Annotated in this window: 17 protein-coding genes; 10 read left to right on the top strand and 7 right to left on the bottom strand. The window is 63.7% G+C overall.

Features of this window, described 5'->3' with window-relative positions; translation table 11 throughout:
* Positions 1-193: 193 nt before the first annotated feature.
* Positions 194-265 carry a DUF2177 family protein gene (locus tag O0882_RS15900; protein WP_289949843.1) on the top strand — a complete coding sequence of 24 codons (72 nt, stop codon included), beginning with the start codon at positions 194-196 and terminating at the stop codon, positions 263-265.
* Here the strand turns inward: O0882_RS15900 and O0882_RS15895 are convergent.
* The 3 genes from O0882_RS15895 to O0882_RS15885 form a co-directional block, all read right to left on the bottom strand.
* Positions 262-1,212, bottom strand: coding sequence for a protein phosphatase 2C domain-containing protein (locus O0882_RS15895; RefSeq protein ID WP_289949468.1), 951 nt, complete (start codon positions 1,210-1,212; stop codon positions 262-264). The two genes, O0882_RS15900 and O0882_RS15895, sit on opposite strands and share 4 nt — an antisense overlap.
* Before the next feature lie 147 nt (positions 1,213-1,359).
* On the bottom strand, positions 1,360-1,809 hold the full coding sequence (locus O0882_RS15890) for a glycine zipper domain-containing protein (RefSeq protein ID WP_152250951.1): 450 nt from the start codon (positions 1,807-1,809) through the stop codon (positions 1,360-1,362).
* Positions 1,810-1,929: 120 nt separating this feature from the next.
* On the bottom strand, positions 1,930-2,460 hold the full coding sequence (locus O0882_RS15885) for a GNAT family protein (RefSeq protein WP_289949466.1): 531 nt from the start codon (positions 2,458-2,460) through the stop codon (positions 1,930-1,932).
* Positions 2,461-2,633: 173 nt separating this feature from the next.
* Here O0882_RS15885 and O0882_RS15880 point away from each other — a divergent pair, with 173 nt between their 5' ends.
* Both O0882_RS15880 and O0882_RS15875 read left to right on the top strand, forming a co-directional pair.
* Entirely contained in the window at positions 2,634-4,082 is a 1,449-nt protein-coding gene (locus O0882_RS15880; RefSeq protein ID WP_289949464.1) for a M20/M25/M40 family metallo-hydrolase, read from the top strand.
* A gap of 6 nt (positions 4,083-4,088) precedes the next feature.
* Entirely contained in the window at positions 4,089-4,994 is a 906-nt protein-coding gene (locus tag O0882_RS15875) for a LysR family transcriptional regulator (protein WP_289949462.1), read from the top strand.
* A 19-nt stretch (positions 4,995-5,013) separates the two neighbouring features.
* Here O0882_RS15875 and O0882_RS15870 read toward each other — a convergent pair whose 3' ends face one another.
* The 4 genes from O0882_RS15870 to O0882_RS15855 all read right to left on the bottom strand — a co-directional run bounded on the left by O0882_RS15870 (position 5,014) and on the right by O0882_RS15855 (position 11,166).
* Positions 5,014-6,384 (bottom strand): MFS transporter, encoded by a 1,371-nt coding sequence (locus O0882_RS15870; protein WP_289949841.1) that lies wholly within the window; start codon positions 6,382-6,384, stop codon positions 5,014-5,016.
* Between the two features lie 185 nt (positions 6,385-6,569).
* Entirely contained in the window at positions 6,570-7,898 is a 1,329-nt protein-coding gene (locus tag O0882_RS15865; protein ID WP_289949461.1) for a hypothetical protein, read from the bottom strand.
* Positions 7,899-8,028: 130 nt separating this feature from the next.
* Entirely contained in the window at positions 8,029-10,164 is a 2,136-nt protein-coding gene (locus O0882_RS15860) for a DUF3274 domain-containing protein (protein WP_289949459.1), read from the bottom strand.
* A gap of 144 nt (positions 10,165-10,308) precedes the next feature.
* Positions 10,309-11,166, bottom strand: coding sequence for an MBL fold metallo-hydrolase (locus O0882_RS15855; RefSeq protein WP_219134695.1), 858 nt, complete (start codon positions 11,164-11,166; stop codon positions 10,309-10,311).
* Positions 11,167-11,333: 167 nt separating this feature from the next.
* On the opposite strand from O0882_RS15855, the gene O0882_RS15850 reads away from it, so the two are divergent.
* The 7 genes from O0882_RS15850 to O0882_RS15820 all read left to right on the top strand — a co-directional run bounded on the left by O0882_RS15850 (position 11,334) and on the right by O0882_RS15820 (position 20,323).
* Positions 11,334-11,570: a hypothetical protein gene (locus O0882_RS15850; RefSeq protein WP_099763306.1), complete on the top strand. Its 237-nt coding sequence runs from the start codon at positions 11,334-11,336 to the stop codon at positions 11,568-11,570.
* A gap of 124 nt (positions 11,571-11,694) precedes the next feature.
* A complete protein-coding gene (locus O0882_RS15845; RefSeq protein ID WP_076571626.1) occupies positions 11,695-11,943 on the top strand; it encodes a hypothetical protein in 249 nt (82 codons plus the stop codon).
* 362 nt (positions 11,944-12,305) lie between these two features.
* Positions 12,306-13,193, top strand: a complete 888-nt coding sequence (prpB, locus tag O0882_RS15840; protein WP_096236075.1) for a methylisocitrate lyase — start codon at positions 12,306-12,308, stop codon at positions 13,191-13,193.
* 75 nt (positions 13,194-13,268) lie between these two features.
* Positions 13,269-14,423 carry a 2-methylcitrate synthase gene (gene prpC, locus O0882_RS15835; protein WP_071076692.1) on the top strand — a complete coding sequence of 385 codons (1,155 nt, stop codon included), beginning with the start codon at positions 13,269-13,271 and terminating at the stop codon, positions 14,421-14,423.
* Between the two features lie 11 nt (positions 14,424-14,434).
* Complete coding sequence (acnD, locus tag O0882_RS15830; protein WP_289949839.1) at positions 14,435-17,029, top strand: Fe/S-dependent 2-methylisocitrate dehydratase AcnD; 2,595 nt, start codon at positions 14,435-14,437, stop codon at positions 17,027-17,029.
* Positions 17,030-17,143: 114 nt separating this feature from the next.
* Positions 17,144-18,334: a 2-methylaconitate cis-trans isomerase PrpF gene (gene prpF / locus O0882_RS15825; RefSeq protein ID WP_289949446.1), complete on the top strand. Its 1,191-nt coding sequence runs from the start codon at positions 17,144-17,146 to the stop codon at positions 18,332-18,334.
* Between the two features lie 102 nt (positions 18,335-18,436).
* Positions 18,437-20,323, top strand: a complete 1,887-nt coding sequence (locus O0882_RS15820) for a propionate--CoA ligase (protein ID WP_289949444.1) — start codon at positions 18,437-18,439, stop codon at positions 20,321-20,323.
* Positions 20,324-20,338 lie beyond the last annotated feature (15 nt).

The following is a 20,338-nucleotide window of genomic DNA, read 5'->3' as shown; positions in this document are numbered from 1 at the left end:
ATATGTTATTTTGATATTGCCTGGAATAGCGTCCCATCAATGCGCGCGCACGCCGGCCGGGCATTTTGACGTCCGCGATGCGAGCCTGGGGCGTTTTGCATTATGCCGGCCGTTCCCCTATCGCTTGAATCGAGAGACGATCATGCCTGTCCAACGCCCGCTCCAGCTTGTCATTGCCTATGGCACCTAGGATTTGAGCGACTATGCCACCTTGCGCGACTGGCCGCTGGGCCTGACGGTAATCGACATGGCCTGGGGCAGCTAGCCGGCCGGGGCGCTGAATGCCGCATCGAAGCGCAGCGCCAGCAAGGTAATATTGTCGCTATACAAGCCTTTGGGGGGATGCGAGAGGAAATCGTCGAACAGGGCGCTGACGGCCTGGGCAGCACTCTTGCCGGCACACAAGGCGGGCCAGCGGGCCGTGAGCGCCAGCGGATCGTCACAGGCCCAGAAGCCGTCGCTGGCCAGCACATAGTGGGCACCGGGGCGCACGCGCAGCACGCGGCGGTCGCCCAGATGCGCCAGAAAGGGCGGCAAGGTGGATGCATCGAGGCCGCGCAGGGGCTTGTCGAGCTGCAAGCTGTCGCTCAGGGCGTTGCCTAAAATAAATGCCTGCGAGATTTGCGGATGGTGCTCGCCGTGCACGGCGGCGCGCCAGCGCGTCTCGTCGAGCGCGCCGCGCATGGCGTACACGGTGGCCGGCACATGGTCGACGGTGAGGATGCTGGCCACTCCATCGGCAAGTTCATACAGGCGCGAATCGCCCACGTGATACAGCAGCGGCGCTTCGCCGGGCGGCACTTCCAGCAAGGTCAGGGTGGTGCCGGGCGGACGTGCCTGGGCGGGCGTGCTCCTGGCGAAACCGTCCTGCAAGCGCGTATGCAGAGCGTCGAGCCTGGCTGCCAGGCTGGCCGGGTCGAGGCAGGCGGGCATGGCCAGCAAGCCTTGCACGGCCGCTTCCGCCGCCTCGCGCCCCTGGCCGTGGCCGCCCATGCCGTCGAGCACGGCTGCGCGCACATGGCCGCGCGGCCAGCCTGGCACCTGGCAGTGGAACGGCGCCTGCCGCGACAGGCAGACGGCGTGGCCGCTGGCATCGATCAGCAGGAAGTTGTCCTGGTTTTCGCGCCGCGGCACGGGGCCGGCGCCTACGCTGCTGCCGGCGGCGGCATCGAGCCAGGGGCCGAAGTCAAGCGCGTCTTTGATTAAATGCATCGGTTGAGCGGTCCAGGCGGCCAGCAATGTTGATCATAGGATACAGCTTAGCCGAAATTGTGCAGGGGCGATACCTTGCTTATCTAACAAAAAAACCTGCGGCAGCAGGCTGGCGCAGGTTTTAGAGGGGCGGGTGCAGGGTGCTGCTTAGCGACGATGGCCCCAGCCGTGGCCGCGGTCGTGGTAGTCTCGGTCATAGTAGTCGCGGCGGCCATGGTCGCGGTAGTAGCCGCGGCCCGGTTGCACGTAGACGACAGCCGGTGGGCCGTAGTAGCGTGGTGGCGGCGCGTAATACACGGGCTGCGGTGCCGGCGCGTAGTACACCGGTTGCGGCGCAGGCGCGTAATAGGTTTCGCGGTAGCCGCCGCGATAGCCGCCACGATCATAATAGCGGTCATTCGTGCTGATGCTGTTGCCGACGGCGGCGCCAAGCACGCCACCGACGATCGCGCCATTGCGCCCGCCGGTGCTGTTGCCAATGGCCGCTCCGACAACGGCGCCTGCAACGGTATTGAAGTCGCGGTCACCGGCGACTGCGGCCGAAGACACAGCCACTGCCGCTACCATTACCGCACCCAGGAGTTTCTTGTTCAACATGGCATTTCCTTCCATTCCGGCGAGATCACAATGATCTGCATGGACTGGACTATATCTGCTGTCGCCAGCTTGTTCCACGTCTAATACAACTTCTTACACTCCTGCCCCGATGGTAACAAGTCAGCGCAGGCGCGCCTGCCACTCGGGCCGCAGCAGGCTGTACATTTTGACATCGCGCATCACGCCATTGATAAAAAACGCCTGGCGCATCAAGCCTTCCTCGGTAAAGCCGTTCTTTTGCGCGATGCGCTCGGAGCCGATGTTCAGCGGGTCCATCAGCAGCTCCAGCCGGTGATACGAATAGGCGTTGAAGAGGTAATCGACCACCAGGCGCGTCGCCTCGCTGATGTAGCCGCGCCCGTCCCGCTGCCGGTCGAACAGGCGGTAGCCGATCTCGCGCGAGGCTGGCGTGCGGCTCTTGAAGTGCGTGATCGTGCCGATGATGTGCTGGGCTTTGTCTTCGATGAGGAACAATTCGCTGTCCTCGGTGACAAAACCCGATTGCAGGAAGTCGCGCCGCATGGCCTCGGGCGACTTGAATTGCATCGAGAAAAACTCGCCGCGCGAGGGCAGGTCGTTGACGAGGGAAATATAGGCATTCAGGTCGGCGGCCTGCACATGCCGGACGTTACAGAGTGTTCCCTTGAGCATGGCGGTATCCGGTAGCGATCACGATCTTGATGGTAATCGACTCCGGGGGGAGAGGCAATCGATCCCGTAAAAGTTGCTGCAATGACAGAACAAATACGCTATCGTAGAAAGCCGCGCCTTGCCTCTGGCCACGGCGTACCCGCTTCGACCTCGTTGACTGGAATTGACATTACATGCATACCATCCTGACTGGCGCGCCATTGCGCCGTTCCGCCGTATCCCTTGCCCTTGGCTGCATCGTCAGCACTGGCGCCTTTGCCGCCGCGCCAGGCAATGCGCCGCAAGCGCTGGCGCAGGTGCGCGACACGGCGCTGCACAGCGACTGGGCGTATGCGCGCCTGGCCGACATGACGGATCTGATCGGCCCGCGCCTGTCCGGCTCCGCCGGCGCGGCCGCCGCCGTGCAGCAGGTGGCCGAGACCATGCGCCAGCTGGGCGCCACCGTCACCTTGCAGCCCGTGAAAGTGCCACACTGGGTGCGCGGCGTGGAAACGGCGGAAATCGTCGATTATGCGGGCCGTCCGCAGGGCGTATCGCAGCGCGTGGTGCTGACCGCCCTGGGCGGCTCGGGTGCCACCCCGGCCAGCGGCCTGACGGCGCCCCTCATCATCGTCAAAAGCTTCGAGGAACTCAAGGCGCGCGCGGCGCAAGTGAAGGGCGCCATCGTGCTGATCGACACGCCGTTCGACCAGGAGATGGCCGAGCGGGGTCTGGCCGGCGTCACCTACGGCCAGGGCTCGCGCTTCCGTTTCAATGGACCGAAGGCGGCGGCCGACCTGGGCGCGGCCGCCGCGCTGGTGCGCTCGATCGGCGGCGCGAACTTCCGCATCCCGCATGCGGGCGCCACGGGCCTCGATGACAACAAGCGCATTCCCGCCGCCGCCGTCACCGTGGAAGACGCCTTGCTGATCGGCCGCCTGGCCGCACGCGGCCCGATGAAAATGCATTTGACCCTGACGCCGCAAAACCTGCCCGAGGCGGACAGCTACAACGTCATCGCCGACTGGCCGGGCACGGACAAGGCCGACGAAGTGGTGGTGGTCTCGGGCCACCTCGATTCCTGGGACCTGGCGACGGGCGCGCACGACGACGGCGCCGGCGTGGTGGCGGCCATGGGCGTGGTGGAAACCCTGAAAAAGCTCGACTACCGCCCGCGCCGCACCATCCGCGTGATCGCCTGGATGAACGAGGAAAATGGCGGCCGTGGCGGCCAGGCTTACTTCGAGGCCCACAAGCAGGCGCTCGGTAAACAGTATGCGGCCATCGAGATGGACAGCGGCGCCGGCCGTCCGTTCGGCATCCTCGCCAGCGTGGGGGCGAAGTCGGAAAAATTGTTCGCCCCGTTGCGCGCCGCCCTGCAACCGATGGGCGCGCACGCGTTCACGCGCCGCGACGCGCTGGGCACGGGCGACTTGCACCGCCTGGAAACGGGCGGCGTGCCCAGCTTCGAGCCGCTGGTCGACAGCCACAGCTACTTCCACTACCACCACACGCCGGCCGACACGCTGGACAAGGTCGACCCGGATAACCTGAAGCGCAATGTGGCGCTGATGTCGTCGCTGGCCTGGTTCCTGGCCAATATCGACGGCGAGATCGGGCGCGCGCCGGAGCAGGGCGAGTAAGCGCCAATGTCGCTACCCGACCTGAACCTGTTGATCACCCTCGATGTCCTGCTGGCCGAAGGCAGCGTCACGCGCGCGGCGCGGCGCTTGCGTTTGAGTCCATCTGCCATGAGCCGCGCCCTGGCGCGCCTGCGCGAGACGACCGGCGATCCGTTGCTGGTGCGCGCCGGCCGTGAACTGGTGCCCACGCCGCGCGCGCTGGAGCTGCGCGCAAGAGTTGGGGCCCTGTTAGGCGAGGTGCTGGCCGTACTGGGTCCGGCGCAGCAGCTGGACCCGCGCCAGCTGGCGCAAACATTTACGCTGCGTTCGAGCGACGGTTTCGTGGAAAATTTCGGCCCGGCGCTGCTCGCGCATATCGGCGCGCAAGCGCCTGGCGTGCGTCTGCGCTTCGTGCAAAAGCTGGACCGGGAAAGCGTGCAGCTGCGCGAGGGCAGCATCGACCTGGAAACGGGCGTGATCGGCAGTCTTACCAGCCCGGAAGTGCGCACGCGCAGGTTGTTCGGCGACTGTTTCGTTGGCGTGGTGCGCAGCGGCCATGCGCTGGCGCAAGGCGACATCAGCGCCGAGCGTTATGCGGCCGGCCAGCACGTGCTGGTGGCGCGGCGCGACCAGGATACGGGACCGATGGACGGCGCCCTGGCCGCGCTGGGATTGCAGCGCACGATCGCCTGCATTGTCGGCGGCTTTACGGCGGCGCTGGCGCTGGCCGCCGGCTCCGACCTGATCGCCACCGTGCCGGAACGGCATACGGGCAATCTGCGCGCCGGCATGTTCAGTTTTGCGCTGCCGCTAGGCATGCCCGACCTGACCGTATCGCTGATGTGGCATCCGCGCATGGATGCCGACCCGGCCCACCGCTGGCTGCGCAACTGCGTGGTCGACGCCTGCGCGGCCCGGATCAACGCCGGCTGATGCCGCCGGCAGCGGCAGGTCAGGGCTTGCTCAGAGCGCGGCCGAGCGCGAAAATGGCCAGCGCGGCGAGTATCAGCGCGCTGGCGACGGCAAAGCTGGCGTGCATGCCACGGATCATGGCGGCTGGCTGGGCGCCGGTGATATCGCCGGCGCTGGCGACGAAGACGGCACCCATCACGGAGGCGCCCGTGACGAGGCCCAGATTGCGCGACAGATTGAGCATGCCCGAGATAACGCCGCGCTGATCGGGAGCGATATCGCCCATCACGGCGGTATTGTTGGCGGCCTGGAACAACGCGTAGCTGGCCGTGAGCAGCATGATGGGAGCGACATAGCCGGGAATGCCCAGGCTGGCGGGCAGCAGGGCCAGCGCCAGGCAGGCGCCGGCCGCACCGCACAGGCCCGCGCCGCCCATGCGCTGCGCGCCGTAGCGGTCCACCAGCCAGCCGGACGGCACGCCGCAGAACGCCGCCACCAGCGGCCCCGCCGCCAGCACCATGCCGGTGATGGCGGTGCCCAGGCCCAGGCCGCGCGCCAGGTAGAAGGGACCGACCACCAGGGTGGACATCATGACCGTCGAGACCAGCATGCTGGTCGCCAGGCCGGCGCTGAGCACGGGCGCGCGCAGCATGGCCAGGCGGATCAGCGGCGCCGGCGCCTTCAGTTCGACCCGGACGAACAGGATGGCGCCGACGCAGGCGGCCAGCAGCAGCGCCACGTTGCGTGCGCCGAAATGGCCGCGGCCCAGGGTCATGGCCAGCGCATACGCGCCCAGGGTCAGCGCCAGCAGCACGGTGCCGCGGTGGTCGAACACGGGACGCTTGGCGTGCGCGCCGCGCTGGTCCGCCGGCAGGTAGCGCCAGGCCAACAGCAGCGCCACGCCGGCCAGCGGCACGTTGACGAGGAAAATGGCTGGCCAGCCGAAGTGCGCGATCAGCAGCCCGCCCAGCGCGGGGCCGAGCGTGGTGCCGACCGCCGACATGGTGCCGAGCAGGCCCATGGCGCTGCCCGTCCTGGCCTTCGGCACGGTGCTGCCGACAAAGGCCATCGTCAGCGCCATCATGACGGAAGCGCCCAGGCCCTGCAGGGCGCGCGCGGCAACCAGCAGCCACAAGGTGGGCGCCAGCGTGCACAGGATGGAGGCGACGGCAAACAGCGCGATGCCTGCCAGCAGCAGGCGGCGCCGGCCGAGCATGTCGCCGAGCCGGCCCACGCTGACGATCAGGGCGGTGATGGCCAGCAGATACGCCAGCACGATCCATTGCACATCCTGGAACGGTGCCTGCAGGGCCCTGGCCATGTCGGGCAAGCCCACGTTGGCGATGCTGGTGCCCAGTGCCGGTAGCAGCATCGCCAGGGACAGGCTGGCAAGCGCGCCGCGCACGGGCATCGTGGCGCTACCGGTCTGGGTGGCCTGCTGTTCGGGTGGTACGGGGTTTGACGGTGGTTGCATGGCGTGGCTGATCCTCGAATAGGGTCACCACATGGTACTGAGGGATATGGCATGGCGGAAGACGCATCATTTGCATTGTGTTATTGCGTTTGACGCCATGTGAGGAGCGTTGCCTTCGGACTTCAATCTGAGTAGCCCTGCATATCGTTCGTCGCGTCGTGGCGGATGCCCCACCACGGCAGATACGCATGGTTTTCGCCGCGCGCGCGGAACCACGGCTGGTCGTGATTGATGGGGCGCACCGTGGCCGGCGGCGACACCAGCACGCCCGTGACGCTGGCAGGATCGCTGGTGCCCGCCACCAGCACGCTCTTGCCGACGTGGTTCGCATGGGCGATGGCCAGGGCGACATTGGTCAGCGCCGTGCCGGCGCCCATTTCGCCCAGCAGGGCCGGTGTATTGAAAGTCTGCGGCAGGAAGTCGAAGTCCGGCACCTCCAGGGTCAGCGCCTGCGCCAGCTGGCCCAGCCGGTCGGAGGACGTGGGCAAGGTCTTGCTCGCGTCGTGGATGACGTAGCCAATATCGGTTTCCGTCTTGCCGCCCTGGCGCGCCGCTTCGGCAAATACGGCCTGCCACGCCTGCACGGCGCGCGGCGGCTGGTCCTTGGCCAGTTCAAAGTCCGCCACATTTTTCGTGGCCGGGTAGCCTATCCACGCCAGCTCCGCGCGCTCCGTCTTGTAATCAGGGCCGGCCAGCACCAGCAGCACCAGGTTTTCATTGATCTGCATGGTTTTCGGCCGGCTCGGCGCATCCCAGTTCATGACCCATACGGTTTCCTTCGGATGTGCTTCCAGGTAGGCCAGCGCGGCTTGCAGGGAGACGAAGCCCGCGTTGTTGCCGCCCAGGGTGATGCGCACGTCGGGTGGGGTGGCGCGGGTCCAGAGGGTGGGGAAGTTGCCATTGCCGATGTTGAAGGTATCGATGATGCGTTCGCGTGTAGTGTTTTTTGCCTCTTCTGAGTCCAACTTACCCGCAGGCAGGGCATATTCGACGCGGATGCCTGCCAGTTCGCGCCAGTTCTGTTTTTGATCCTTGGGATAGACCCGATAAAAGTAGGTGGGGCTGGAGTAGTAAATGTCATGAAATAGGCTGGTTAATTTTCGTACATATTTATAGTGATAGCCCTTGAACGTTTCCGTGCCATCGAGATCGTGGGCAATGGGGGCGACGGCCCGCAAGGTGCTGAAACCCCTGGGATCCGTCCTGACCATATCGTCATTTTCGTTGGGCTTGGCCAATCCCAACGTCCATAGCAGCTGCCACTCGGTCGGATAGTCGAGCCGCTGCAGCGGATTGAGCCACTGCAGGCCCACCACTTGTGCCCGGAAGGGAGCATGGGCAGTGTTTCTTGGGAGATCGTCTTCTTTCTGCGCAGGTTGCACGGCGCAGGCTGTCAATAGCGCAAATAGGGAGAAAGCGGCGAGCATGGGCAGTGCAAGGAACTGTTTCATGAGTTCTCCAGGTGAATGGATAGTCTGGTGACCTGCATAGCTTGGCCAGTTGAGCCAGAGCGCAAGGCAAATGACTATGAAAGATGCGGCGAGCGCCCAGGCCAATCGCTGGCGCGGCGTGGCAACGAATTTACGCACCGTCAGTCCTCAGCGCAAAGTTGGTGGAAGGGTCGGCAGGCTTGGCGTTCTGGCGCTCGTCAACGATGCTTTTTGGTTTTCTGGCAGGGCTGTCTTTGGCGTTAGCCCATTTGTATAAAGATGCTTTTTTGAATTCTCCGCTGTCGTAATACTCAAAAAATTCGGCGCTATCATCGGTGGCATTGAGAGGCTCTAACAACCTCCAATCCGCCGCAACCCGTAACTTGCGCAACGCCTCCTGCCTGATCGTGCACACCCCCACCGCCACGTCATACGCCAGTGCCTTTTGCGCATGCTCGGGGTTGGTCATGATGGTCGAGTGATCGGTGGCGTGGGTGTCGATGTTGGCGGCCAGGTAGCTCTGGATTTCCTGCTTGCGCCAGACATTGAATTCCTTGCTAGCCTCCTCCGGCTTGTCCACCGCCGTCACAGGCTTGCCTTTTTCGACCCAGCCGTCGCGCCTGGCCTGCATGCGCAGCATGCCATTCTGTTCGTAGCGCAGCGCCGCCTCGGTTTGCGCATCGCCCTTGCCCTGGGAACGGTAGGGCGCATACGCGCCATCGGCTTCGGTGGCGCGCTCCTTGTGCAGGGAGTCGGCCGGGGCATCGCAGCCTTCGTCAAACTGATCGCTGATGTCGGCAAAGCGCTTCGAGTGCGGCAGGAATGCCTCGGGCAGCTTGGGCGCCTTCATTGGCAGCCGCCAGGACTTGGGCGGCAGGGCGTTGATGCGCGTGCCGGCAGTCTTGGCGAGAATGATGACGATGGGTGCGAACAAAAAGGTCAGTATCTTGCGCCCGATGCCTTTGCTGGCCCGCATGCCCTTTTCGATCGAGTACTCGGCGACCAGCGAACGCGGGTGCCAGAAATCAAGGCTGTCCGGCGTCAAAGGCTGGCCATGGCGCTGCCAGATATCGTAGTCCTTTTCATTTTCCTGGCCGACAAGGTGGTTTTGCGCAAACACGCGCTGCGTGAAGACGCCTTCGCCACCCGTATCGGCAATTTCCTGCGCCGACATGCCGCGCCAGCCTATGCCCTGCACGGGGGTGGCCGAAATCACCTGGTCGTGCGGATTGAAATACAGGGTGACCCTGCCATAGGTAGAGCCATGCAAGCCGTAGTCTGCGCGGTCGAACGCGGCCGTGTAGCTGTCCTTGCGTTCAGGCTTGCGATTGGCGCTGCACTCGTCGACAAAGGCGGCATCCTGCTGCATGGCCGAGCGTGTGCGCAGGATGTTGAAAAACGCTTTCAAGGTTTGCGTGCGGGCTGCGTACTTTTGCCGGCCCGTATTGCCATGCTCATCCTTCAGATGGCCGCTGACCCAGTTTTCCGTGAAATTACTGTCGAGCAGACTGTAGGGCGGGTTGCACAGCACATAACTGTCGGCCACGGCGGAAGCGCCCAGCGTTTCACCGAGAAAGGCGGCCGCCATGGCCACCATATTGCCCTGGCTATGGCAGACGATGGTGACGGGTGCGTCGTGCTGGCACGCCCTGATCGACTGTACGAGACGCGCCAGGCGCCACGCGGCAAACACGAAATACGGGCGCGGCGGGCAGGCATACACTTGCCGGTCATTCGTCGGGTTCATGTGCTGGATATGCATCCACAGGAACAGTTCCTCCGACAAGCCCTGGCCCCACAGATCAGGCAGGGCGCTGCAGCCGTTGGCGAACGGTCCGCCGCCCCAGTAATTCTTTTCGTTGAGATAGATGCCGTCGCCGAATGCCTGCAATTCCTCGCCGTTGGCCTTGTAGCCCCAGCGGAAGCGGATCACGGGCGAATTGGCATCGTCCGCTTGCAGGAAGGTGGTGGCATTGCGCTTGGGATTGAGGAAACCGTCATTCGTCAATTCGCGTGTGTAAGTGGCAGCCTGCATCTGCCCGGCGGCCGGGCCAGGTATCGCCAGGTCCTCATCGCGGCGTTTCAGGCGGGCATTCAGGCCTTCGCACAGGCCTTGTTCCGCTTGCTCATACCATTCACCGTCGGAATTGACGCCGTGCACAAAGATGATGATGCCGGGACGCGGCAATCGCGTGACGGCCTTGAGCAGCGCATGGCTGAACAAGGTCGTGCCTTCGGCTTCGGCGAGCAGGATGCAATTGGTATCGAGCGTAGGGTCGGGCGACATGCGGGCGCTCCATCCAGGATGGGGAAGGAAAAACAGCTGCGCCCAAGCAAGCCCAGGCAATCTGCACTGTATGCGGATTGCCTGAGGTGGAACTTGCGTGGTGTCAAGAAAGGACGTTCGGTAGGCGGGGAGTGCCCCAGGCAATCAGATCGCGTTCAGCGGTATTTTGAGGTAGCGCACGCCGTTGTCTTCCGGCTCGGGCAGCTTGCCCGCGTTGATGTTGACCTGGATGGCGGGCAGGATCAATGTCGGCATGTCCAAGGTGGCGTCGCGGCCCGTGCGCATGGCCACGAATTGTTCTTCCGTGATGCCGTCGCGCAAGTGGATGTTGCCGGCGCGCTGTTCGGCCACCGTCACTTCCCAGCGCGGCGCGCGGCCGTTCGGTGGATAGTCGTGGCACATGAACAGCCGCGTTTGCGGCGGCAGCGCCAACAGGCGCTGCACGGAGCGGTACAGCAGGGACGCGGAGCCGCCTGGAAAGTCGCAGCGGGCCGAACCCACGTCCGGCATGAACAGGGTGTCGCCGACGAAGACGGCGTCGCCGATCTGGTAAGCGAGGTCGGCCGGCGTGTGGCCGGGCACGTGCAGCGCGCGCACTTCCAATTTGCCAATATGAAACACCTGGTCGGGCGCGAACAGCTGGTCGAACTGCGAGCCGTCGGCCCTGGCGTCATCCTGGTGGTAGACGGCGGCGAACGCCTGCTGCACTGTCTGGATGGCCGCGCCGATGGCCACGTCGCCGCCCAGCTGCTGTTGCAGGTAGGGCGCGGCGGAAAGATGATCGGCATGCGCGTGGGTTTCCAGCAGCCAGCGGCACTGCAAGCCGTGTTCGCGCACGAAGGCGATCACCTTGTCGGCCGAGGTGGTCGAGGTGCGGCCCGCTTTCGGGTCGTAGTCGAGCACGGAATCGATGATGGCGCAGTCCTGGCCATCGGCCTCGTACACAACATACGTGACGGTGGCGGTGGCGGGATCGAAGAAAGCTTGGATTTGTGGGGTCATCACGGCGGCAAGGGGGCGGACAGGGAAGGACATTATATCGCCAGAGTACGCTAAAAAAATGGTGAGAATTGACCTTTGGCATGCGAAAAACAGATAAGGAGTGCGCGGCAGTCGTGCGCACCCTGGCGCTTGCAGCATGGTAACCTCATTCTTACAAGGAGGAATTCATGAACGATATCACTGCACGCAGCGAACAATACCGCGGTTTTACGATTTCGGTGACCCCGCAAAAGGACAACGACGATTTATGGGATTTTACCTACCGCCTGCAGCGCGAGGGCGAGAGTGCGGCGCAAGCGATCACGCGCAGCCGCACCCTGGGCGGCTACGCGGCACCTGAAACGGCTTGCACGGCCGGGATAGAAGTGGCCAGGACGGAAGTGGATAATCTGCTGCGTCCTTGAGCCAGCGTAAATCGTTTAGCCTGAAAGTCAGCCTGACCGCCCGCTGGCGCGTGAAACACGTCGCTAGCGGTCGCGCTTCATGCTACGATTTCCACTATTGAGTCAGTCACCAAGGAGGCACCCCATGGATAACAGTTCTAAAATTCACTACAAAGGCTGGGAAATCGTTCCCCTGGCCGTGCCCACCACCGATGGCAAATGGTCGGCCAGCTGCGACATCGAACGCGCCACTGCGGAAGGCCTGGAAGTATTCGAAGGCTCGACCATGCAGTTCGTGCGCGACGACGAGGATGGCGCCATTGCCGCCGCCTGCGAAGAGGCCGTGCGCCAGATCGACAACATCATCGCCAATCCGCTGGTGCGGCTGGCTTAGTTTCAGCATTTCCAGCATTTCCAGCAAACCTGCAGCCGGCGCCCGCCGGCTGTTTTTTTATGTGCGCGCCCGCCGTCCCGTCCGGAGTTCCGCCCGGTGGCAGTCTGGCATGTTTCATGTTTCAATGTTTCAAATGGAATGATTGAAACATATTTGAAACATCATTGTCATGCATTGTGACATCGCTGTTCCCGTGCGTGACAGCGCGTGCAGCGCCGTTGCGTGGCCGTTTCCCCTGATTTTCACTGTGCGTGACGCATTTTCCGGGCCGGTGAGCGGTGCTGGCACGGCATTTGCAATACTGATGCTCATAGCCACTCCGTGAAACATTCGGGACCGTCCGAAACCCATAAGGTGAACACATGACTCAATACTCCGCAGGTGCCGCATTCCGCAAGGCCGTCCAGGAAGAATCCCCGTTGCAAGTCGTCGGCGCCATCAACGCCAACCACGCCTTGCTGGCCAAGCGCGCCGGTTATAAAGCCATTTATTTGTCCGGCGGCGGTGTCGCGGCCGGCTCGCTGGGCTTGCCCGACCTGGGCATTTCCAGCCTGGACGACGTGCTGACCGATATCCGCCGCATCACCGACGTATGCGACCTGCCGCTGCTGGTCGATGCCGACACGGGCTTCGGTTCATCCGCCTTCAACGTGGCGCGCACCGTGAAATCGATGATCAAGTTCGGCGCTGCCGGCCTGCATATTGAAGACCAGGTGGGCGCCAAGCGCTGCGGCCACCGTCCGGGCAAGGAAATCGTCAGCAAGGAAGAAATGGTCGACCGCATCAAGGCGGCCGTCGATGCGCGCACGGACCCGAACTTCGTCATCATGGCGCGCACCGATGCGCTGGCCGTCGATGGCCTGGAAGCGGCACTGGAACGCGCCGTCGCCTGCGTCGAGGCGGGCGCCGACATGATCTTCCCGGAAGCCATCACAGACCTGGACATGTATGCCACGTTCGCCAAGGCCGTCAATGTGCCTATCCTGGCCAACATCACGGAATTTGGTTCCACGCCGCTGTTCACGCTGGACGAATTGCGCAGCGCCCACGTGGGTCTGGCCCTGTATCCGCTGTCGGCTTTCCGCGCCATGAACAAGGCGGCCGACAATGTCTACCGCGCCCTGCGCCGCGACGGCACGCAAAAGAATGTCGTCGACACCATGCAGACGCGCATGGAGCTGTATGAATCGATCAATTATCACGACTTCGAGCAAAAGCTTGACGCGCTGTTCGCCGCGCAAAAGAAGTAAGCACCTATACAAGAGCGGGCCCTGGGAGGCCCAGGCCCGCCGCACTGGACTGACAATCATCTTCTGGAGAACACTATGACCGCACCGCAAGTCGCTACTTTCAAGCCTAAAAAATCCGTCGCCCTGTCCGGCGTTACTGCCGGCAACACGGCGCTGTGCTCGGTCGGCAAGACCGGCAACGATTTGCACTATCGCGGCTATGACATCCTGGACGTGGCCGACAGCTGCGAGTTCGAGGAAATCGCCTACCTGCTGGTGCATGGCAAGCTGCCGACCGCCGCCGAATTGAAAGGCTACAAAGCCAAGCTGAAATCCCTGCGCGGCCTGCCGTCGGCTGTCAAGTCGGCCCTGGAAGCGCTGCCGGCCGCCGCCCACCCGATGGACGTGATGCGCACGGGCGTGTCCGTGCTGGGCTGCACCCTGCCGGAAAAAGACGACCATAACGCGCCTGGCGCGCGCGACATCGCCGACCGCCTGATGGCGTCATTCGGCTCCATGCTGCTGTACTGGTACCACTACAGCCATAACGGCAAGCGCATCGAAGTGGAAACGGACGACGACTCGATCGGCGGCCACTTCCTGCACCTGCTGCATGGCGAAAAACCGTCGGCATCGTGGGAAAAAGCCATGCACACCTCGCTGATCCTGTACGCGGAACACGAATTCAATGCCTCGACCTTCACCAGCCGCGTCATCGCCGGCACGGGTTCCGACATCCATTCGGCCATCACGGGCGCCATCGGCGCGCTGCGCGGCCCGAAACACGGCGGCGCGAACGAAGTGGCGCTGGACATCCAGAAGCGTTACGACAACGCCGACGAAGCGGAAGCGGACATCCGCGAGCGCGTGGCCAACAAGGAAGTGGTGATCGGCTTCGGCCACCCCGTCTACACGATTTCGGACCCGCGCAATAAAGTCATCAAGGAAGTGGCCCGTTCGCTGTCGCAGGAAGCCGGTTCCACGAAAATGTTCGATATCGCCGAGCGCCTGGAATCGGTCATGTGGGAAATCAAGAACATGTTCCCGAACCTGGACTGGTTCTCGGCCGTGTCGTACCACATGATGGGCGTGCCGACGGCGATGTTTACGCCGCTGTTCGTCATCTCGCGCACCTCGGGCTGGGCCGCCCACATCATCGAACAGCGCATCGACAACAAGATCATCCGCCCGAGCGCCAATTACGTGGGTCCGGAAGACCTGGAATTCGTCCCGATCAAGGACCGCAAATAATGAGTACCAACATGAACACCCTGCACCGCAAATCCTTGCCGGGCACCCAGCTAGACTACTTCGACACGCGCGCCGCCGTCGATGCGATCCAGCCAGGCGCCTATGCCACCTTGCCCTACACCTCGCGCGTACTGGCGGAAAACCTCGTGCGCCGCTGCGACCCTGCCACCCTGGACGCTTCGCTGGGCCAGTTCATCGAACGCCGCCGCGACCTCGATTTCCCGTGGTTCCCCGCCCGCGTCGTCTGCCATGACATCCTGGGCCAGACGGCCCTGGTCGACCTGGCCGGCCTGCGCGACGCCATCGCGGCCCAGGGCGGCGACCCGGCCCTGGTCAATCCTGTCGTGCCAACGCAGCTGGTGGTCGACCACTCGCTGGCCGTCGAATGCGGCGGTTTCGACCCCGATGCCTTCGCCAAGAACCGCGCCATCGAAGACCGCCGCAATGAAGACCGCTTCGACTTCATCGACTGGACCAAGAAAGCCTTTAAAAATGTCGACGTGATCCCGCCAGGCAACGGCATCTTGCACCAGATCAATCTGGAGCGCATGTCGCCCGTGATCCAGGTGCAAAATGGCGTCGCCTATCCCGACACTTTGGTCGGCACGGATTCGCACACGCCCATGGTCGACGCGCTGGGCGTGATCGCCATCGGCGTGGGCGGCCTGGAAGCGGAAAGCGTGATGCTGGGCCGCGCTTCGTGGATGCGTTTGCCCGACATCATCGGCGTCAAGCTGACGGGCAAACCGCAGCCGGGCATTACGGCCACCGATACCGTGCTGGCGCTGACGGAATTTTTGCGCAAGCAGAAGGTCGTCTCGTCCTACCTGGAATTTTTCGGCGAAGGCGCTTCGCACCTGACCCTGGGCGACCGCGCCACGATTTCCAACATGGCGCCGGAATTCGGCGCCACGGCCGCCATGTTCTACATCGATGCGCAAACCATCAAGTATCTGAAACTGACGGGCCGCGACGACGAACTGGTGAAGCTGGTGGAGCTGTACGCCAAAGAGACTGGCCTGTGGGCCGACAGCCTGGTCGACGCGCAATATGAGCGCGTGCTGACGTTCGATCTGTCGTCCGTCGTGCGCAATATCGCCGGGCCGTCGAATCCGCACAACCGCGTACCGACGTCGGAACTGGCCGCGCGCGGGATCTCCGGCGTGGTGGAAAACGAGCCGGGCAAGATGCCGGACGGCGCCGTCATCATCGCGGCCATCACCAGCTGCACCAACACGAACAATCCTCGCAACATGATCGCCGCCGGCCTGATCGCGCGTAACGCGAACCGCCTGGGCCTGACCCGCAAACCATGGGTCAAATCGTCGCTGGCGCCAGGCTCGAAAACGGTGGAGCTGTACCTGCAGGAAGCGGGCCTGATGACCGAGCTCGAAACATTGGGCTTTGGTGTCGTGGCGTTTGCCTGCACCTCGTGCAACGGCATGTCGGGCGCGCTCGATCCCGTCATCCAGGAAGAAGTGGTGTCGCGCGATCTGTACGCCACGGCCGTCCTGTCGGGCAACCGCAATTTCGACGGCCGCATCCACCCGTACGCGAAACAGGCTTTCCTCGCCTCGCCGCCGCTGGTGGTGGCGTATGCGATCGCCGGCACCATCCGCTTCGATATCGAGAAGGACGTGCTGGGCATCGCCCCGGACGGCAAGGCTATCCAGTTGAAGGATATCTGGCCGTCCGACGAGGAAATCGACGCCATCGTCGCTTCCAGCGTCAAGCCGGAGCAGTTCCGCAAGGTGTACATCCCGATGTTTGCCGCGCAGGTGGACGACGGCATCAAGGTCAGCCCCCTGTATGACTGGCGTCCGCAGACGACGTACATCCGCCGTCCTCCGTACTGGGAAGGCGCGCTGGCTGGTGCACGCCCATTGAAAGGCATGCGTCCGCTGGCCGTCCTGGGCGACAACATCACCACCGATCACTTGTCGCCATCGAACGCCATCATGCTCGATAGCGCGGCCGGGGAGTATCTGGCGAAGATGGGTTTGCCCGAGGAAGACTTCAATTCCTACGCCACGCACCGGGGCGACCATCTGACGGCGCAGCGCGCCACGTTTGCCAACCCGACCCTGAAGAACGAGATGGTCATCGAGGATGGCAAAGTCAAAGCGGGTTCGCTCACGCGCATCGAGCCGGAAGGCACGATTTCGCGCATGTGGGAAGCCATCGAGGTGTACATGGAGCGCAAGCAGCCCCTGATCATCATCGCCGGCGCCGACTACGGCCAGGGTTCCTCGCGCGACTGGGCCGCCAAGGGCGTGCGCCTGGCCGGCGTGGAAGCCATCGTGGCCGAAGGCTTCGAGCGTATCCACCGCACCAACCTGGTGGGCATGGGCGTGCTGCCGCTGGAGTTTTTGCCAGGCGTGAACCGCAAGACCCTGGGCATCGATGGCAGCGAAACCTACGACGTCGTGGGCGAGCGCACGCCGCGCTCCACTTTGACCCTGCTCGTTCACCGCAAGAACGGCGAAACGCTCGAAGTGCCCGTCACCTGCCGTCTCGATACGGCGGAAGAGGTGTCGATTTACGAGGCGGGCGGCGTGCTTCAACGCTTCGCGCAGGATTTCCTCGAGTCGTCCAAGGCGGCGTAATGGCGATGTGATCGCGCAATTCACCCCAAACGCAAGGACTGGGGTCGGACCCTCAGGGTCCGACCCCGGCATTTCGCCGTTGGGTTTAATCAGCCAATCAATGCAGGAATTTCAATGACCCACGTACCCCAAATCAAAATCCCCGCCACCTACATGCGCGGCGGCACCAGCAAGGGCGTGTTTTTCCGCCTGCAGGATTTGCCCGCCAGCGCGCAAGTGCCGGGCGCGGCGCGCGATGCGCTGCTGCTGCGCGTGATCGGCAGCCCCGACCCGTACGGCAAGCAGATCGACGGCATGGGCGGCGCCACCTCGAGCACCAGCAAGACGGTGATCCTGGCAAAAAGTAGCAAGCCAGAGCACGACGTCGATTACCTGTTCGGCCAGGTCTCCATCGACAAGCCGTTTGTTGACTGGAGCGGCAATTGCGGCAACCTGTCGGCGGCAGTCGGCTCGTTCGCCATTGCCAGCGGCCTGGTGGACCCCGCGCGCGTGCCCGAAAATGGTGTCGCCACGGTGCGCATCTGGCAAGCCAATATCGGCAAGACCATCATCGCCCACGTCCCCGTGACGCATGGCGAGGTGCAGGAAACGGGCGACTTCGAGCTCGATGGCGTGACCTTCCCGGCCGCCGAAGTGAAGCTGGAATTCCTCGATCCGGCCGCGGAGGAAGAGGGTGGCGGTGGCGCCATGTTCCCGACCGGGAATCTGGTCGATGACCTCGACGTGCCCGGCATCGGTGTCTTGAAAGTCACGATGATCAACGCCGGCATCCCGACGATTTTTGTCGATGCGCAGGCCATCGGCTACACGGGCACGGAACTGCAGGACGCCATCAATGGCGATCCGGCCGCGCTGGCCCGTTTCGAGACCATCCGCGCGCATGGCGCCCTGCGCATGGGTTTGATTTCCCACCTGGACGAGGCGGCGAAGCGCCAGCACACGCCGAAAGTGGCTTTTGTCGCCAAACCGGCCAGCTATGTCTCGTCCAGCGGCAAGCAGGTGGCAGCGGGCGAGATTGACCTGCTGGTGCGCGCCATGTCGATGGGCAAGCTGCACCACGCCATGATGGGCACGGCCGCTGTCGCCATCGGCACGGCGGCGGCCATTCCCGGCACCCTGGTGAACCTGGCGGCGGGCGGCGGCGAAAAAACCAGCGTGCGTTTCGGCCACCCGTCCGGCACCCTGATGGTGGGCGCGGAAGCGGCGCTGGTCGATGGCGCATGGAGCGTCACCAAAGCCATCATGAGCCGCAGCGCACGCGTGCTGATGGAAGGTGCCGTGCGCATTCCAGGCGACGCGTTTTAGGCAGAAATACGCAGGCAGATGCTACACAGATCGTACACATAATGCGGCGGCCAGGCCAGTTGGCCCAAGTCCGACACAGATTGCACGCCTACCGGAGGAGACATGAATTTCGCAGCATTTTATCAACGCTCGATCGACACGCCTGACGCTTTTTGGCGCGAGGAAGCGGAAAAGATCGATTGGCATACCCCGTTTTCGCAAGTGCTTGATTATTCCCGCCCGCCGTTCGCCAAATGGTTCGTCGGCGGCACCACCAATTTGTGCCATAACGCCGTCGACCGCTGGGTGGACAGCCAGGGCGATGCCGCCGCACTGATCGCCATTTCCACCGAAACGAATACCGAGCGCACTTACAGCTTTCGCGAACTGCAGCGCGAAGTGGAGCGCTGCGCCGCTATTTTGCTGTCGCTGGGCGTGGACAAGGGCGACCGCGTCCTGATCTACATGCCGATGATCGCCGAGGCGGCCTTTGCCATGCTGGCGTGCGCCCGCATCGGCGCCGTGCATTCCGTGGTGTTCGGCGGTTTTGCCGCCAACAGCCTGGCCAGCCGCATCGACGATGCGCAGCCAAAACTGGTGTTCTCCGCCGATGCCGGTTCGCGCAATGGCAAGGCGATCGCCTACAAGCCGCTGCTCGACGAAGCCATTCGCATCGCTGCGCACAAGCCGCAGCAGGTGCTGCTGGTCGACCGCCACCTGGTGCCGATGCAACTGACGCCGGGCCGCGACGTCGATTACGCGACCCTGCGCGAGCAGCACCTGGACGCGCAGGTGCCCGTCACCTGGCTCGAATCGAACGAGCCGTCATACGTGCTGTACACCTCGGGCACGACGGGTAAACCGAAGGGCGTGCAGCGCGACGTGGGCGGCTATGCGGTGGCGCTGGCGTCGTCGATGCAGTACAACTTCTGCGGCAAGCCCGGCGAAACCTTCTTTGCCACCTCGGATATCGGCTGGGTAGTGGGGCATTCCTACATCGTGTATGGCCCGCTGATCGCCGGCATGGCCACCATCCTGTACGAGGGTTTGCCGATCTGTCCCGATGCGGGCATCTGGTGGAGCATCGTCGAAAAATACAAGGTCACGCGCATGTTCTCGGCGCCCACGGCCATCCGCGTGCTGCGCAAGCATCCGGTGGAACTGATGCGCAAGTACGACCTGTCTTCCCTGAAGGCGCTGTACCTGGCGGGCGAGCCGCTCGATGAAACCACCTCGCAATGGATCGCCGATGAACTCAAAGTGGACATCATCGACAACTATTGGCAGACGGAGACGGGCTGGCCGATCCTCTCGGTGGCAAAAGGCGTGGCCGATACGCCGACGCGCCTGGGCAGCCCGGGCATGGCCATGTACGGCTACCAGGTCAAACTGCTCAACGAAGCGACGGGCGAGGAGTGCGGCGCCAACGAAAAGGGCGTGCTGGTGCTGGAAGGCCCGCTGCCGCCGGGCTGCATGCAGACGGTGTACGGCGACGACGAGCGTTTCGTCGAGACCTACTGGTCCACCTTCAGCGGCCGGCAAGTGTATTCCACCTTCGACTGGGGCGTGCGGGACGCGGACGGCTATTACTTCATCCTGGGCCGCACCGATGACGTGATCAACGTGGCCGGCCACCGACTTGGCACGCGCGAAATCGAGGAAAGCATCACCAGCCATCCGAACGTGTCGGAAGTGGCCGTGGTGGGCGTGGAAGATAAGCTCAAAGGCCAGGTGGCGATGGCTTTTGTGATCCTGAAAAACCCGCAGGGTTTCGACAGCGTTGAAGCGAAAGCGGCACTGGAACGCGAAGTGATGGCTGTGGTAGACCGCCAGCTGGGCGCCGTGGCGCGGCCCGCGCGCGTGCTGTTCGTGCCACAGTTGCCGAAGACGCGTTCGGGCAAGCTGCTGCGCCGCTCGATCCAGGCCATCTGCGAAGGCCGCAGCCCGGGCGACCTGACGTCGATGGACGATCCGGCATCGCTGCAGCAGATCCAGGCAGCACTGGCGTAAGCGCCATGACGAGAA

The organism is Janthinobacterium sp. SUN073 (assembly GCF_030397665.1).
In the GTDB taxonomy this organism is placed as follows: Bacteria; Pseudomonadota; Gammaproteobacteria; order Burkholderiales; family Burkholderiaceae_D; genus Janthinobacterium.
The sequence above is the reverse complement of the archived record's forward strand: the minus strand, read 5'-3'. Positions and strand labels throughout refer to the sequence as shown.

What these genes read in the sequence shown, in the direction of transcription:
- O0882_RS15895 (WP_289949468.1), bottom strand. Translation starts at nt 1,212, where the DNA reads ATGCATTTAATCAAAGACGCGCTTGACTTCGGCCCCTGGCTCGATGCC.
- O0882_RS15890 (WP_152250951.1), bottom strand. Translation starts at nt 1,809, where the DNA reads ATGTTGAACAAGAAACTCCTGGGTGCGGTAATGGTAGCGGCAGTGGCT.
- O0882_RS15885 (WP_289949466.1), bottom strand. Translation starts at nt 2,460, where the DNA reads ATGCTCAAGGGAACACTCTGTAACGTCCGGCATGTGCAGGCCGCCGAC.
- O0882_RS15880 (WP_289949464.1), top strand. Translation starts at nt 2,634, where the DNA reads ATGCATACCATCCTGACTGGCGCGCCATTGCGCCGTTCCGCCGTATCC.
- O0882_RS15875 (WP_289949462.1), top strand. Translation starts at nt 4,089, where the DNA reads ATGTCGCTACCCGACCTGAACCTGTTGATCACCCTCGATGTCCTGCTG.
- O0882_RS15870 (WP_289949841.1), bottom strand. Translation starts at nt 6,384, where the DNA reads ATGCCCGTGCGCGGCGCGCTTGCCAGCCTGTCCCTGGCGATGCTGCTA.
- O0882_RS15865 (WP_289949461.1), bottom strand. Translation starts at nt 7,898, where the DNA reads ATGAAACAGTTCCTTGCACTGCCCATGCTCGCCGCTTTCTCCCTATTT.
- O0882_RS15860 (WP_289949459.1), bottom strand. Translation starts at nt 10,164, where the DNA reads ATGTCGCCCGACCCTACGCTCGATACCAATTGCATCCTGCTCGCCGAA.
- O0882_RS15855 (WP_219134695.1), bottom strand. Translation starts at nt 11,166, where the DNA reads ATGACCCCACAAATCCAAGCTTTCTTCGATCCCGCCACCGCCACCGTC.
- O0882_RS15850 (WP_099763306.1), top strand. Translation starts at nt 11,334, where the DNA reads ATGAACGATATCACTGCACGCAGCGAACAATACCGCGGTTTTACGATT.
- O0882_RS15845 (WP_076571626.1), top strand. Translation starts at nt 11,695, where the DNA reads ATGGATAACAGTTCTAAAATTCACTACAAAGGCTGGGAAATCGTTCCC.
- prpB (WP_096236075.1), top strand. Translation starts at nt 12,306, where the DNA reads ATGACTCAATACTCCGCAGGTGCCGCATTCCGCAAGGCCGTCCAGGAA.
- prpC (WP_071076692.1), top strand. Translation starts at nt 13,269, where the DNA reads ATGACCGCACCGCAAGTCGCTACTTTCAAGCCTAAAAAATCCGTCGCC.
- acnD (WP_289949839.1), top strand. Translation starts at nt 14,435, where the DNA reads ATGAACACCCTGCACCGCAAATCCTTGCCGGGCACCCAGCTAGACTAC.
- prpF (WP_289949446.1), top strand. Translation starts at nt 17,144, where the DNA reads ATGACCCACGTACCCCAAATCAAAATCCCCGCCACCTACATGCGCGGC.
- O0882_RS15820 (WP_289949444.1), top strand. Translation starts at nt 18,437, where the DNA reads ATGAATTTCGCAGCATTTTATCAACGCTCGATCGACACGCCTGACGCT.